Origin of the sequence: Paenibacillus suaedae (assembly GCF_032337355.1) — a bacterium.
GTDB lineage: Bacteria > Bacillota > Bacilli > Paenibacillales > Paenibacillaceae > Paenibacillus_B > Paenibacillus_B suaedae.
Genome location: NZ_JAVYAA010000002.1, coordinates 604,393 through 620,011 on the forward strand (window position 1 = coordinate 604,393; position 15,619 = coordinate 620,011).

Below are 15,619 nucleotides of genomic sequence, written 5' to 3' on the forward strand. Positions count from 1 at the left end.
AGACGCACCCCAGGCCACCATAAGCAAGCCTCGTATGTTAATCAGCTAACGCAGCGTAGAAGAACGGCCATACAAGCATGCCATGCTTCACTCCACCTCCCTGAACATTAGGTTCCACATACAGACTTGACGAGCAGCTCAGCAATATCGGCACTGCGCACATCGCTTCGCTCTTTCGCCTTGACACCATCCTCCATCATCGCGAGGCAATATGGACATGCAGACCCAATCACAGAAGGCTGAACCTGAAGCGCCTGCTCTACCCGCGCCACATTGACGCGCGTCCCAGACGTTTCCTCCATCCACATCTGACCACCGCCTGCCCCGCAGCACATCGCATTAGCCCCACTTCGTTCCAATTCAAGCACCGTTAGTTCCGGCACTGCACGCAGCAGTTCTCTAGGGACGTCAATAATCCCGTTGTAACGTGCCAAATAGCAGGAGTCATGCCAAGCGACGCTCTCGTGAACCGGATGAATGAAGCGAATACGCCCCGCCTGCCACAACTGATACAGCCATTCTGTGTGATGATATACCTGCACTTCTGAATCCAACCCAAAATCCGGATACTCTTTCTTCAATGTGTGATACGTATGCGGACAAGCGGTAACGATCCTTCGGACACCATATTTGTGGAACGTTGCAATATTCTCTGCGCACATCTGCTGAAACAAAAATTCATTGCCCATACGCCGCGCGGTATCTCCTGAGCTCCGCTCTTCATTGCCAAGAACAGCAAATGCCACATCAGCTGCATGGAAAAGACGAATTAGTGCCTTCGTTACGTGCTGTGTACGCATATCATAGGAACCCATAGCTCCCACGAACAGCAGCACCTCGAAATCTGGACGCTCCTTAACCGTCGGCACAGTTATGCCTGTTTCCTTCGTCCACTCTGCGGCCCATTTGAATCTGTCATTGCGACTGATCCCCCATGGGTTACCCTGACGCTCAATATTTTGCAGCGCTCGTTGTCCGTCCACAGGCATTTTCCCTTGTGTCAGCACCAGATAGCGCCTCATGTCTACAATTTTATCGACATGCTCATTTCCGACTGGGCACTGATCCTCGCAGTTGCGGCATGTTGTACATGCCCACAGTTCTTCCTCGGTAATAACATCACCGATCAACTCGATTGACTGAGCAGACTGTTGCCGCCCATCAGGCATGTTTCTCTGCCATCTCTCCTGCTGCTTAGCCATCGTCCCCTGCATCCCTGACTGAAATCGCTGCAACGCAGCTGGCTCGTCAAATGCGCCTCCGGCCTGCTGCTCACCTTCCTCCGCCATGCGATGGAACGGCAGCGACCCAGGTGCTGCCAAGCTTGGTACCCACGGGTTGGTCGAAGTTACGGCTGCCCCTTTCTCGGTTAAGTGATCACGCAGCTTCGAGATGAGATGCATAGGAGAGAGCAGCTTGCCCGTATGCGATGCAGGACACACATTCGTACAGCGCCCACATTCCACGCAGGCATACAGATCAAGCAGCTGCTTCCGCTCGAATTGCTCGATTGCTCCAACCCCGAATGATTCTGCCTCCTCGTCTTCCAAATTGATCATTTTCAACTTCCCTGTCTCTTCCTCTGGACGCTTCAGCCAGAGATTGATCGGTGCAGTTATCAAGTGGAAATGCTTCGATTGTGGCACATATATGAGAAATGAAAACAAAATCAGCAAATGTAACCACCAAAATAATTCATATCCGACGGTGAGCCACAGTTCTGCATGTGCGCCAACTGACAAGGGCATTACGATAGCCGATGCAATTCCTGCCGAAATCGAACCATTAGGCCCTCCAACTCCATTCATGGCCTCTAGCGCATAATCGAATGTCATGGTGCCAATGACAGTCACCATCAATCCGCCGATGAAGAACAGTACAATGGAGGGCTTCCACCCCCGCTTCAAGCGTGGCAGCCTCTCCACGTAGCGTCGATAGACTGCAAACAATACTGCTGCGAGCACCATGAGCACTGTCCATTCCTGAGCCACGATGAAGACATGATGGGCTGGCAGGGGCAGTGAGTGGCCAGTCAACCCCTTCCAAATCAAATCTAGTGCTCCGACCTGCAAATGGAGGAATCCGTAGAACATTACTGCATGCATAAACCCACTTCGCGGATCCTTCCACAGCTTGCCTTGACCGAACGTCTGTCCTATGGCACGCATGGTTCGCCTCGCCTGCTCGGTTGGCTTCGTGCCTGCCAGCCCCAAGCCTATGTAGCTGACTCGTCGTCGAATTGCAGCAGCGGTCAAGCCGATGCCTATCGCAACAACGAAGAGAAAGACAAGCCATTTTACATAAATCAGCACCATACCTCCCCTCCCTTTTGGGTGATACATGCCTGATCTCGTTTTGCTCAACATAGCTGTTCGTAATGAACTATGTTTGATGGATATGAGTTGGGACATGAAAAAATACGTTCTTGCCTTTTATGACCACTGGTTAATGAAATTCGAATAAAAGTAGTAGAGATAAGTCCGAAGATCTCTCCATACAATAATCGTAATGAAGCCGGAACTTGGGGTGATGACCTTGAATTTAGTTGTGCTTATGAAGCAAACGTTCGACACAGAAGAAAAAGTCATAATTACAGATGGTCTGCTCTCTGAAGACGGAGTAAAATGGATAATAAATCCCTATGATGAATATGCCATCGAAGAAGCCGTACGATGGAAAGAAAATCATGGCGGCGTAATCACCGTAGTGACTGCCGGTCCTGATCGTTCCGAGGAAGCGCTTCGCATAGCGCTCGCAATGGGAGCAGACGAAGCCGTACATCTTGTTCTGTCGCCAAGTGAAACAGGGAAGATGGATGAATTCACAATCTCTCACTTGCTCGCAAAGACATTGCAGGAGAAACAGCCGGATCTAATCTTCTCTGGTCACTTCTCTGTTGATCAAGGCAGTGCCCAGGTTGCTGTCCGTGTCGCCAGCCTGCTCGACCTGCCACATGTCGCTGCGATCACTTCGATCGAGCGTATCGATGATTCGCAGGTAACGGTCAGTCGTGACGCAGAAGGTGATAACGAGAATCTCAAAGTGACCTTGCCTGCATTATTTACGGCACAGCAAGGATTGAACGAGCCCAGATATCCGACTCTACCAGGCATTATGAAGGCGAAGCGGAAGCCTATTGAAAAGCGGTCGGCTACCGAACAGCTTCAGAATGAATCTTATGCTCCTGCCACAGAGCGAGTAGCCCTCGAGCTTCCTCCCCCAAGACAGGAGGGGCAGATATTGAAGGGCACTGTATCGGAGCAAGTAGAGCAATTGGTTCAATCGCTACGCGATACTTCCTCTCTCTTCTAACTCTTTCTAACTAGGTTGCAAATTGAACATGCACTTACTTGTAACGATTGAGCCTTAACATGAAGCCGCAAGCGTGCTATCGACTGGAAAGGAGTGCTGCTATGAGCCGCACATATGCTGTTATTGCTGAAATACGCGGAGATCGATTGCGCCAGGTTACATTCGAAGCGCTTGGTGCTGCCGCGCAAATGGCGAAGCCTGATGATCGAATTATTGTGCTTGTCATTGGGTTTCAACTTGCAGAGGACACAATCCAGTCCTTGATGATTCCAGGAATTGCGCAAGTTAGCTGCGCAGATGATGAGAGGTATAAATATTACGAGGCGGAGACGTATTTCGCAGCACTGCATGCCTTTACAGAGCAGCAATCGCCGGACGTCGTGCTGCTTGGGCATACAGCGATGGGACGTGATCTCGCGCCGATGCTAGCAGCTCAGCTCCATACAGGTCAAATATCCGATGTCGTATCGATTCGTGCGGATGACTCCGACACGACCTTCCTAAGGCCTGTCTATGCAGGCAAAGCATTCGAAACTAGACGCTTCGCCAATCAAGCACGACCTTGGATCATCACGGTTAGACCTAACAACTTCACTCCTGTTACTCAACAAGCGGGTTTACTTCCGACTCACGAGAGCATTCAGCAGCCGCAAGTTGATTCCTTGCTTGCCCCCGCCCCATCCCTACGGACGGTTGTCCACGAAGTCGTCACGAAGATGAGCGGCTCTGTTGATTTGTCAGAGGCCAAAATTATTATTTCTGGCGGTCGAGGTGTGAAAAGTGCCGAAGGGTTCAAGCCCCTGGAACAGCTGGCACGTGTGCTGAATGGAGCAGTCGGCGCTTCGCGCGGAGCTTGTGATGCGGGCTATTGCGACTACTCGTTGCAGATCGGACAGACGGGTAAGGTTGTTACACCTGAGATTTATTTTGCCTGCGGGATTAGTGGAGCCATCCAGCATATCGCAGGAATGAGTCAAGCTCGAATCATTGTTGCCATTAATATCGATCCGGAAGCCCCTATCTTTAAAGTAGCGAATTACGGGATCGTCGGTGATTTATTCGAGGTGGTGCCGCTGCTTACCGAACAATTCCGCAAGCTGCTCTCCTGATTGTTTCGCAGGCTGCCAACGGCTCTATCTCGCTGACGACTATACTGCTCCTATGCCGCATACGTCGTCTGTGTACCTTGGAGCAATGCTGCCTACTATGAAAGATAATCTATGATCCCCTCTCCGTGCATAAGAAAAAGAAGGTTTCCCACATCATCTGTAGGAAACCTTCTTCTATTCATCCGTGCTTAGTCGCATGATTCTGGCGCTTCAGGGGTTGCTGCTTCTACTTCAATCTTATCAGATACCGTATCACGAATAACCGACATAACCAGTTGCAGCATGTAATTCACATCGCTCTGACTCTGCTGGAATTCCACAACGAGTGGAATATTGTCCAGTTCATCCTGGAGCTCACTAATCTCATTCTCGATTTTATCTACCATCTTCGCGTTTTGGAACGATTGGAACGCAACCAGTTCCTTCTGCTTCTTCTTAATCGTTGAGATCAGCTCTTGTACCCTAGTATGCGTTTGAATTTGCTTCTCAGCTTGCTGATATTGCCGAACCTCATCCGTTGTAATGATGAGTTCAGACAACTGCTTCGCCTTCGCCATAATATCTTCTCGTACTAACAAATCCCGCGTATTGAACTTCGGTATACCGCATCCCGATCGATGGACGTGCTCCTCATGCTCCGAGTGTTCTGCGTGTTCCGAATTCACCTTCGAAGATTGTGATTGTTGCGTCAATGAGAACCTCTCCCATCTATTCGGCCTGAATTATATTGGTAAAATCTATCTCTTCTCGTTTATTGTATCCGAAAATAAAGAAAAGGTTAAGAAGTCATTTGCATCGGTTGTGTGACAAGCACACCCTTGATGTAATAGGACATCACATCTGTAATCTTAACATGAACAATTTGACCGATCAACGACGCCGATCCTGCAAAATGGACAAGCTTATTCGTGCGCGTCCGAGCGGATAAAATGTCCGGGTTATTCTTGCTCTCCCCTTCCACTAGCACCTCCACCACTTGATCTTGCAGCCTTTCATTGCTTCGACGGCTCTGATCCTGCAGCAGGGCGTTCAGGCGCTGCAGGCGCTCCTTCTTCACTTCCATCGGAACATTGTCTTCCATCCCTGCCGCCGGTGTGCCTTCGCGCGGGGAATAGATGAATGTATAGGCAAAGTCGAACTCTACCTCCCGTACAAGTGACATCGTTTCTTCGAACTGTTCGTCCGTCTCGCCAGGGAACCCTACAATAATATCCGTTGTAAAGACAACATCCGGTATCGCCTGTTTGATTTTAAATGCCAGCTCCAGGAAGCGCTCCCGATCATACTTGCGGCTCATCTTCTTCAATATTTCCGTGCTTCCCGATTGTACAGGAAGATGAATATGCTCAACCAGGTTGCCGCGCTTCGCGAGCACTTCAATTAATCGATCGTCAAAGTCTCTTGGATGTGAAGTAGTGAAGCGGATACGCGGCACATCAATCGTTCGAATTTCGTCCATCAGATCGCCGAACGAGTAATCGATGTCCGTAAAGTCTTTGCCGTAAGCGTTGACGTTTTGACCAAGCAGTGTAATTTCCTTGAATCCTTGACGAGCCAAGTCTCTTACTTCGGCAATTACATCTTCCGGACGGCGGCTGCGTTCTTTGCCACGGGTATAAGGAACGATGCAATATGTACAGAACTTATCACAACCATACATAATGTTGACCCATGCTCGCATCCCTTCCCGCTTCTTCGGCAAATTCTCGATGATGTCGCCTTCCTTAGACCACACTTCCACGACCATTTCCTTGTTGAACAAGGCATCGCGCACCAAGATCGGCAAGCGGTGAATATTATGCGTACCGAATACGATATCAACAAATTGATGCTTCTGCATAATGCGATTCACGACATTTTCTTCTTGGGACATACAACCGCACACGCCAAGAATAAGCCCCGGTCTTTGCAGCTTCAATGTCTTCAAATGTCCAAGCTCACCAAATACTTTATCTTCTGCATTTTCACGAATCGCGCATGTATTTAATAAGATAATATCTGCTTGTTTTCGGTCTTCCGTTTTTTCATAGCCCATCTGTTCAAGCAAGCCGCTCATCGTCTCGGAATCATGCTCGTTCATTTGGCAGCCAAATGTATAAATAATATATTTCTTCCCAACGCCTAGTCCCTGCAGCTCCTCAGGCACGGCCTGATCATAGTGTACCTGAATATCCTGCTTGCCCCTCTGCTTCTCCTGACGTTGGTTAGGCTCCGAAATAATGTTGATTTCACGACCATTTATACGAATCCGTTTACCTTGTTCATCCTCGGAAATGACTTTGGCATTCGAGAAATCAAAATATTTGGAGTAATCTTTCGACTCTTTGTTCATTGGTCGGCACTCCTTCTTCTCATTCGATTCTGTAGTCTGTAGGTTATCTATGTACATGAACATTACTTCAAATTATACCATCATCCGAAGTGGAGAGCCAAGAATGAACTTCCAGATTTAGTATTAACTCTGTTCTTACGAAGCGGTATCTATGCAAAAAAGGCGCAGCCCTATAAGGACTGCACCTTTCATTTCGAAAAGTATGATTCAATAATTAATCAATGATCTCAGCAGTATCGCCGTTTTTCACGCCAGAAGCATTCGCTTCGTCTGTGTCGATATGCATGTCCAATGCAAAATTCTCAGATACGCGTGCAACCACGTGTTCAAATACAACACCGCGCTCTCCACCTACACGTACGCGAAGCTTTTGCTTGTCTTGAATCCCCCATTTTTCTGCATCAGAAGTATGGAAGTGAATGTGACGAGCAGCTACGATAACGCCGTCTTGCAATTCAACTTCACCTGCAGGTCCTTTTACAAGAACGCCTGGTGTACCTTCGATATCTCCAGATTCGCGAACAGGTGCTTTTACACCAATTGCGAAGGAGTCAGTGCGAGAAATTTCCAATTGGGATGCAGGACGTGCTGGTCCCAAAATACGAACTTTATTGAAGGATCCTTTGGAGCCTACAACTTCAACTGTTTCGTTCGCAGCAAATTGTCCTGGTTGGGACAATGGCTTGAACTCCGTCAATTGATAACCTTTACCGAACAAAATCTCGATATGTTCTTGAGTCAAATGAATATGGCGAGCGGATACGCCGACAGGTACGTTTTTCATTTCTCTTCCACCTCACGTATGTGTTCTCTCTAGCTAGTACCAAATCATATTATACTACGAAATGCAACAAGGCATGCGCCTAAAGACGCATGCCTTTTCAACAATTATTTGAATTCTGCCACCAATTTGTCAAATTCTTCAGAAGAAAGGCGAATATTTTGCTTCGCTAACGGTTCATCACGGAATCCAGATACAAGATTCTCGTAGCTCTTCTTCGATTTATCTTGATAGATAAGACCTGTTATCATTCCATCTGTTTCCATTAACTTCGTCATTGCTGCGATCCGATTGGACGGATCATAGCCTTCTACGGATTCCAGATTGATGATGTTTTCCTTGAACCAGTCATACGTATTGATCTTGTTGAATGTTACGCAAGGGCTGAATACGTTGATTAAAGAGAAGCCTTCGTGCTTAATGCCTTCCTCAATCAGAGAAGTCAACTGCTTCAAATCACTAGAGAACGACTGTGCTACGAAGGTAGCTCCCGCAGACAGTGCAATCTCAAGCGGACTTAATGTGTTCTCGATTGCGCCATCTGGTGTACTCTTCGTCTTGAACCCAACCGCACTACGTGGCGAAGTCTGACCTTTCGTCAATCCATAGATTTGGTTATCCATGACGATATAAGTAACGTTGATGTTCCGGCGAATCGCATGTACGGTATGTCCCATCCCGATTGCGAAGCCGTCTCCATCTCCACCGGATGCAATAACAGTCAGGTCACGGTTAGCTAGCTTCAACCCTTGTGCAATTGGCAGCGCACGGCCGTGAATGCTGTGGAAGCCATATGCATTGATATAACCGGAAATCCGGCCAGAACATCCAATCCCGGATACAACAGCCAAATTCTCAGGTTCCAGTCCGACGTTGGCTGCTGCGCGTTGAATGGCTGCCTGAATCGAGAAGTCGCCGCAGCCAGGGCACCAGTTCGGCTTCACATTGTTGCGAAACTCTTTGAACGTTGCCATACTAGACCAACTCCTTGCTTTGTTTGTACAATTCCAAAGGCAGGAACGGAGTTCCATCATATTTATTAATTCGGCGAAGCTTCTCTCCGAATCCAACGTTCAATTTTACTTGATCAGCCAGTTGGCCGGTAGCATTGTTCTCAACAACGACGATTTGCTTCGCCTTCTGCGCATGCGGTGTGAACAGCTCTGTTGGGAATGGATAAATTTGACGAACCGTAATATGGTTGGTCTTTACCCCATCCGCTTCCAAGTGTCTGCGTGCTTCATCAATTGTACCGCCAGTGGAGCCCATGCCTACGATAAGTAGATCTGGTTCTTCATGCGGCACATCTGCGTGAATCGCATTCGTCACCTGCAGTCCATTTAGTTTGTTCAACCGTTTGTCCATCATCTTCTTGCGGTTCACTGCACTCTCAGACGGTCTGCCGATCTCGTCGTGCTCAACGCCAGTTACGTGGTGAAGTCCGCCTTTCTCCCCCGGAACAACACGTGGAGAAATTCCGTCTTCCGTAAGTTCATAGCGCTTAAACTGTTGATTCGCCTCTAATGGAGGAACATCGCTCATCAGCTTACCTCGATCGATTGTAATTTGCTCATAATCAAGCATCTCACAAGTTTGCTTACCGAGAGACAACTGCAAATCCGTCAAGACGATAACCGGACATTGGTACTGCTCAGCCAGGTTGAATGCCTCTACTGTATCGAAGAAGCACTCTTCTATTGAACTTGGCGCAATTACAATCTTAGGAATCTCACCATGCGTTCCGTAGATCATCGCGTTCATATCACTTTGTTCCTGCTTCGTCGGAAGTCCAGTACTTGGACCGCCGCGCTGTGTATTCACGATAACAATCGGAGTCTCCGTCATGCCAGCAAGACCGATTGCTTCCGTCTTCAGGGAAAGACCAGGACCTGCGGATGCAGTCAGTGCGCGTACGCCGCCATAGTTGGCGCCAATCGCCATCGTAACTGCCGCAATCTCATCCTCTGTCTGAATAACCGTGCCGCCGAACTTCGGCAGACGCTTAATCAAATATTCCATAATCTCGGATGCAGGCGTAATCGGATATGCTGCCATCAGACGGCATCCTGCCGCTACCGCACCCAAGCCAATTGCATCGTTACCAATCATGAACAGCTTCTGCTTGCCGTCAGCCGGCTCCAGCTTGAAATCGTCAAGCGGACCGCCTGCTTGCTCCAGTACGAACTCCGCACCTCTACGTGCAGCTTCAACGTTCTTCTCCACAACTGCTGGACCCTTGCGGCTGAATTCCTCTTCAAGAGCTTTGTTGAAGACTTCCAGCGGCAATCCAAGCAATGCCCAAGATGCGCCCGAAGCAACCATGTTCTTCATGAGAGAAGCACCGAGTTCCTCAGCAATCGATGTGAAAGGAACCGCGAAGAGACGTGCATCCACACCTTCTGGAACGGATGGATTGAACTTGGCATCTGCGACGATAACGCCGCCTGGACGAAGTTCACCAACGTTCAAATCAATGGATTCCTGATCGAATGCAACCAAAATGTCCAAGTCATCCGAAATTGCGCGAATTGGCTTCGTGCTGATTCGAATCTTGTTGTTCGTATGACCACCCTTAATACGAGAAGAAAAATGACGGTACCCATATAAATAGTATCCAAGACGATTCAATGCCGTCGAGAAAATACGGTCCGTACTTTCTACGCCTTCCCCTTGCTGACCCCCGATTTTCCAAGACAATTGACTAATCAAGCTCGCCCACTCCTTTTGAAAGGTGACTCGCATATGCACCACGACGGATGCCACCAAAATTCGCTAAATTGTAACAAGTAAAATATTGTAATGGTTGAGTCACTCTCATTCTATGTGCAGAGGTTGGAAAAAGCAAGCGTTTTCGCCGATGTCCACGATAGCAAGATTCGATGGATATGATACCTTCATGAGATGAATGGACAATTATCCTTCTCGGGCAGGAAGGTTCGTCTTCAGAAATTGCAGAGCATTGCTATGAGCAATTCGATTGACAAATTCCGACGAATATCTACGCTCTATTGCTTCCAGCAAATTTCCGTACTGTCCAGCATGCTCCAGACCTTGAACTTTGTCATCAATGCCATCGAAGTCCGAGCCGAACATAATATGCTGTTCACCGCCGAGCTCGCAGATCCGATCAATATGGCTAAGCAGATGCTCAATAGTCACTTGCTGGCTATCTGCAATAAAGGCAGGTACAAAGGTGATTCCGATTCTACCATTCCGATCGATTATGGCTTTGATCTGTTCATCACTTAGATTTCTTGGGTGCTTACGCACATGTGCCGAATTGGAATGGGAAGCGAACACTGGACGCTCAGTAAGCTCTAGCAGTTCCCAGAATGCTCTTTCATTCAAATGGGATACATCAACGAGTATCCCCAGCTTGTCGCATTCGCGAATAAGCTGCCGCCCTTTGTTCGTAAACCCAGCCTGCCTTGGCTCCATTGTTCCGTCCACAGCCCAGTTCGAATGATTCCATGTCAAGCCAAGAAAGCGAACCCCAAGCTCATATGCAGTCCGCACATACACCATGTCGCCTTCCAGCCCATCAGCGCCTTCTATAGACAGTAGAGCACCCGTTAACTGTGGCGAACGCTCCCAATGCTCTACATCTTCACGCCATCGAATGAGGGACACATCAGGCAGCGAGCATATCCGTTCACGCAGCAGGTCAATACAGCGCAAGATTTGAGAAAATTGTGGCTGACCGCTAATTAATGCTTCTTCCAGAAATACCGCAAATACTTGCATGCTTACCTGACCGGCCTGCATGCGCGGCAGCGTAATATCTAATGCATCCTTGCTCATAAAATCCAACTTGCCTTCATACAGCATCTTGTACAGAACATCACAATGAAAATCAATAATCCGTTGGCTCATAATTCTACGTCCCCTTCTCAGCTTCTTTATTCGTAATCCGGTGAAGGCAGCTGTTTATGTTCTAGTTCTAGTTACCAAGCTGCGCTTGTCCCATTGCATCTCATCTCTAACCGATCTGCTCCCGAGGTAGAACAAAGCAAAAAACCTGCTTACGTTGTAAACAGGCTGAATAAATTCATTACTTACGCACCACTGTCGACGTATATTATCTGGGTTCAACTATCAGTTTGATTGCAGTCCGATCTTCTCCATCGATGACAATATCCGTGAAAGCGGGAACACAAATCAGATCCACACCGCTCGGCGCAACGAATCCCCGTGCAATGGCAACGGCTTTAATCGCCTGATTCAAGGCACCTGCGCCAATTGCTTGCAGTTCGGCTGCTCCCCGTTCACGCAAAACCCCTGCTAACGCTCCAGCTACCGAATTAGGATTGGACTTTGCTGAAACTTTTAATACTTCCATGGAAAGTACCTCCTCGGGATTGTTAAGGTTAGACTCCATTATTAAAACATATTCGTGAAAGTCCTAAAAATTCCTTCACAATGCAGATTCCTTCACTTCCTAGCGATAATCAGCAAATTCCCATCTAAGTAATCGGCAAATCATCAAGTCAGCGACATAGTCCGTTCAGATAACGAAACAGGTTCTGTACATAAAAAAGCGAGGCCCAGTGCTAACGCACTCACCTCGCTTACGCTTTCGTATTCGTATTCCTATTCCATGATCCAGTCGTCTTCACGGACGCGGATCTTCTCAAGCTTAACTGCCTTGCCGGTTGTCTCATCGATCTCGACGACAAGTCCATGGAACTGCCATTTCCCTTCGTCAACAACGAAGCGGACAGGCAGCTGTGTCTTGAACTTGCGCAGTACAGCTTCCCGTTCCATGCCGAGTACGCCTTCCTTGGATCCAACCATGCCGACATCTGTTAAGTATGCCGTTCCACCTGGCAGGATTGTATCATCATTCGTCTGAACATGCGTGTGCGTTCCTACAACGAGTGATGCACGGCCATCCAGATGCCATCCCATCGCGATTTTCTCCGATGTAGCCTCAGCGTGGAAGTCAACAAGAATGGCACGCGGCTTCTTGCCGAGTGACTCAAGGATCTCGTCAGTCTTGCGGAAGGGGCAATCAATCGCCGGCAGGAATGTGCGCCCTTGCACGTTGACAATCACCAGCTCCTTGCCGTTGGCCTTAATGACCGCATGGCCTTGACCTGGTGTTCCTGGCGGGAAGTTCGCAGGGCGAATCATGCGCTTCTCGTCGTCAATCCATTCGAATATATCCTTGTTGTCCCATGTATGGTTTCCCATCGTAAAACCATGCACGCCTAAATCAGCGAATTCCTTGACAATGGCCGCCGTAACGCCTCTGCCTCCTGCTGCATTTTCAGCATTCGCAATGATAATATGTGGGTTATGCTTTTGCTTGAGCGACGGAAGAAGCTGCTTCAAAGCCTTGCGTCCTGTATTTCCGACGATATCACCGATAAACATTACTTTCATCTAGCCTGAGTCCTCCTTGCAGCAACCTCTATTCGAGTCTGATCGGTACGATCGATCGCAGAGGCCGCTTTATATCTCCTAAAAGGGAGAAGTGGCCTAATAAGGCCACTTCTCCAAATCCTATATGTGCATCTTACTTCGCATATTCAACCGCTCGGGTTTCGCGAATGACCGTAACTTTAATATGCCCCGGATAATCCAATTCGCCCTCAATTGTCTTCGTAATCTCGCGAGCGAGGCGATACGCTTCCGCATCATCAATCTTATCCGGCTGTACCATTACGCGAACCTCACGTCCCGCCTGAATCGCGTATGATTTCTCAACGCCTTCGAACGACTCCGAAATCTCTTCCAGTTTTTCAAGTCGTTTGATGTATGTTTCAAGCGTTTCCCTACGAGCTCCCGGTCTAGCTGCTGACAAGGCATCAGCCGCAGCGACCAGCATAGCGATAACGGATGTTGCTTCACAATCGCCATGGTGGGATGCGATACTGTTAATGACTACAGGATGTTCTTTATACTTCTTCGCCAACTCTACGCCAATTTCGACGTGAGATCCTTCCACTTCATGATCTAACGCTTTTCCGATGTCATGCAACAGCCCGGCACGTTTGGCTAACGTTACATCCACTCCGAGCTCTCCTGCCATCAAACCGGCAAGATAAGCCACTTCCATAGAATGCTTCAGTACGTTTTGTCCGTAGCTTGTACGGAACTTCAAACGTCCCAATATTTTGATCAAATCAGGATGCAATCCGTGCACACCGACTTCGAACGTAGCTTGTTCTCCGTATTCGCGAATACGCTCGTCCACTTCCTTGCGCGATTTCTCCACCATTTCCTCGATGCGTGCTGGATGAATACGTCCATCCGCAACGAGCTTCTCAAGAGATGTTCTTGCAATTTCACGGCGAATCGGGTCGAATCCGGACAGAATAACCGCTTCAGGTGTATCGTCAATGATGAGATCGATTCCTGTCAATGTCTCAAGCGCGCGGATATTGCGTCCTTCGCGTCCGATGATGCGGCCCTTCATCTCTTCGTTCGGCAATGCAACAACGGATACCGTCGTTTCTGCGACATGATCTGCAGCGCAACGTTGGATAGCCATCGTAATAATCTCACGAGAGCGCTTGTCCGATTCCTCACGAGCCTGCTGCTCGATTTCTTTAATCATTTGTGCCGTTTCATGACGCACTTCTTGCTCTACATTCGTCAAAATAATTGTACGCGCATCTTCCATCGTCAGATTCGAAATGCGTTCCAATTCTGTAACTTGCTGCTGACAAATTTGATCGACCTGTTCTTGTGTTTCTTCGATTCGTCTCTCTTTAGCAGCTACTTGTTCTTCTTTACGTTCCAGCGCTTCTAACTTTTTATCCAACGACTCTTCTTTTTGCAATAAGCGTCTTTCGAGTCGTTGAACTTCGTTCCGTCGTTCGCGGATGTCCTTCTCCGCTTCATTGCGAAGCTTATGGATTTCGTCTTTTGCTTCAAGCACCGTTTCTTTCTTCAGTGCTTCAGCTTCCTTGCGTGCGCCATCCATAATTTGTTCCGCGGCGTGTTCAGCACTCGTTATCTTCGCTTCGGCAAGCGATTTGCGAATCAGGTATCCGATTCCAAACCCCAAGAACAATGCGGCCACAACGAGAACGATCGCGAGCCAAAGTTGAACGTTCATTGCCTCACCTCCCCGTTGGTTCCTCCAAGCACTGCTTGGGACAGGTTACATTTGTGGTTTTCAAGTTTCCCTATTCATCAATTAACTCAATGGACTGGCGCGAATACGCCAGCTTATGTGTATGCATTGCGCATACACGGGCGTCGCCTTGAGGCGACAATCGGAAATCAGTAAATTGGCGAAATGAATCATTAGAAATCAATCTCTGGAAGAGGAGATTGATCTCGTGAAAATAAAGATACATGTTCATTTTATTATTCAAGAAAAGATATTGTCAAGCAAATGACGTGAGTGGTCATTTTATTATTCCTCGATGTCGGGGGAAACTTCCTCTTCTTCACTGCGCTCATCTGCTGCAGTGTAAGCTGCGCGCCTAGCCATATCCATTGGATAGCCTCTACGTGCAAGGAATGCGGCGACCTTCTGCTTGCGCAGATGCAGCTCTCCCTTTGTCTGCCGCCATTTTTTGCGAGCTGCGGACAATGCACTGTTCCACTCTTCATCTGGGTCTATCGAATGAAGAGCTGTCTCAATATGCCGCTCTTGTACTCCCTTCTGCTTCAGCTCATGCTGAATCCATCGGCGCCCCTTCATATGTCGATTCAAGCGCTGATGCGCCCATTGCATCGCATATGATTTATCATCGACAAGCCACTCACGTTCCAGACGATCAAGCACCTCTTGCACAATCCCATCCTCATAGCCCTTCTGAGCTAGGTTACGGGCGAGTTCAATGCGAGTACGTGGTTTGCGTTGCAAATACTTGATCGCCTGCACGTAGGCCTTATTCCCTTCGTCTGCGCGCAATATCTCCGTGAGCGAGTCCAGAGACAACTCAGTACCTTTCAATAACCGAAACTTTACCATCACATCTTCATGCACTTCTAGCGGTTCCGCTCCATCGAAATGAATCTTATAACGGCCTGCCTGCCTCTCGATTCGCTCTACACGAGTAATCGTTACGATGCGTTCGCTATCCTTCAAACGACTCTCCTCCATACAAATACATAGAAGCACCT

At 48.3% G+C, this 15,619-nt stretch carries 13 protein-coding genes; 2 read left to right on the forward strand and 11 right to left on the reverse strand.

Features of this window, described 5'->3' with window-relative positions:
- Window positions 1-107 precede the first annotated feature (107 nt).
- Complete coding sequence (locus tag RQP50_RS10460) at window positions 108-2,315, reverse strand: (Fe-S)-binding protein (RefSeq protein ID WP_315745366.1); 2,208 nt, start codon at window positions 2,313-2,315, stop codon at window positions 108-110.
- 220 nt (window positions 2,316-2,535) lie between these two features.
- Between RQP50_RS10460 and RQP50_RS10465 the strand changes: the two genes are divergently transcribed.
- The gene (locus RQP50_RS10465; RefSeq protein ID WP_315745368.1) at window positions 2,536-3,312 is read left to right on the forward strand and encodes an electron transfer flavoprotein subunit beta/FixA family protein; all 777 of its coding nucleotides are present in this window, start codon (window positions 2,536-2,538) and stop codon (window positions 3,310-3,312) included.
- 101 nt (window positions 3,313-3,413) lie between these two features.
- Window positions 3,414-4,421, forward strand: coding sequence for an electron transfer flavoprotein subunit alpha/FixB family protein (locus RQP50_RS10470; protein WP_072728732.1), 1,008 nt, complete (start codon window positions 3,414-3,416; stop codon window positions 4,419-4,421).
- Window positions 4,422-4,609: 188 nt separating this feature from the next.
- Here RQP50_RS10470 and RQP50_RS10475 read toward each other — a convergent pair whose 3' ends face one another.
- The 10 genes from RQP50_RS10475 to RQP50_RS10520 form a co-directional block, all read right to left on the reverse strand.
- Entirely contained in the window at window positions 4,610-5,113 is a 504-nt protein-coding gene (locus tag RQP50_RS10475; protein WP_065294129.1) for a RicAFT regulatory complex protein RicA family protein, read from the reverse strand.
- 86 nt (window positions 5,114-5,199) lie between these two features.
- Complete coding sequence (gene miaB, locus RQP50_RS10480; RefSeq protein ID WP_227774546.1) at window positions 5,200-6,753, reverse strand: tRNA (N6-isopentenyl adenosine(37)-C2)-methylthiotransferase MiaB; 1,554 nt, start codon at window positions 6,751-6,753, stop codon at window positions 5,200-5,202.
- Between the two features lie 214 nt (window positions 6,754-6,967).
- On the reverse strand, window positions 6,968-7,537 hold the full coding sequence (gene pduL / locus RQP50_RS10485) for a phosphate propanoyltransferase (RefSeq protein WP_021256473.1): 570 nt from the start codon (window positions 7,535-7,537) through the stop codon (window positions 6,968-6,970).
- 104 nt (window positions 7,538-7,641) lie between these two features.
- Window positions 7,642-8,508, reverse strand: coding sequence for a 2-oxoacid:ferredoxin oxidoreductase subunit beta (locus RQP50_RS10490; protein WP_021256474.1), 867 nt, complete (start codon window positions 8,506-8,508; stop codon window positions 7,642-7,644).
- A 1-nt stretch (window position 8,509) separates the two neighbouring features.
- Window positions 8,510-10,243 carry a 2-oxoacid:acceptor oxidoreductase subunit alpha gene (locus RQP50_RS10495; RefSeq protein ID WP_044357684.1) on the reverse strand — a complete coding sequence of 578 codons (1,734 nt, stop codon included), beginning with the start codon at window positions 10,241-10,243 and terminating at the stop codon, window positions 8,510-8,512.
- Between the two features lie 204 nt (window positions 10,244-10,447).
- On the reverse strand, window positions 10,448-11,407 hold the full coding sequence (locus tag RQP50_RS10500) for a dipeptidase (RefSeq protein ID WP_315745373.1): 960 nt from the start codon (window positions 11,405-11,407) through the stop codon (window positions 10,448-10,450).
- Between the two features lie 205 nt (window positions 11,408-11,612).
- Window positions 11,613-11,873 carry a stage V sporulation protein S gene (locus tag RQP50_RS10505; RefSeq protein WP_005550495.1) on the reverse strand — a complete coding sequence of 87 codons (261 nt, stop codon included), beginning with the start codon at window positions 11,871-11,873 and terminating at the stop codon, window positions 11,613-11,615.
- 251 nt (window positions 11,874-12,124) lie between these two features.
- Window positions 12,125-12,919 (reverse strand): TIGR00282 family metallophosphoesterase, encoded by a 795-nt coding sequence (locus tag RQP50_RS10510; protein ID WP_021256477.1) that lies wholly within the window; start codon window positions 12,917-12,919, stop codon window positions 12,125-12,127.
- Between the two features lie 133 nt (window positions 12,920-13,052).
- Window positions 13,053-14,600 carry a ribonuclease Y gene (rny, locus tag RQP50_RS10515; RefSeq protein WP_021256478.1) on the reverse strand — a complete coding sequence of 516 codons (1,548 nt, stop codon included), beginning with the start codon at window positions 14,598-14,600 and terminating at the stop codon, window positions 13,053-13,055.
- A 303-nt stretch (window positions 14,601-14,903) separates the two neighbouring features.
- The gene (locus RQP50_RS10520; RefSeq protein ID WP_142543640.1) at window positions 14,904-15,584 is read right to left on the reverse strand and encodes a regulatory protein RecX; all 681 of its coding nucleotides are present in this window, start codon (window positions 15,582-15,584) and stop codon (window positions 14,904-14,906) included.
- Between the last annotated feature and the right edge of the window lie 35 nt (window positions 15,585-15,619).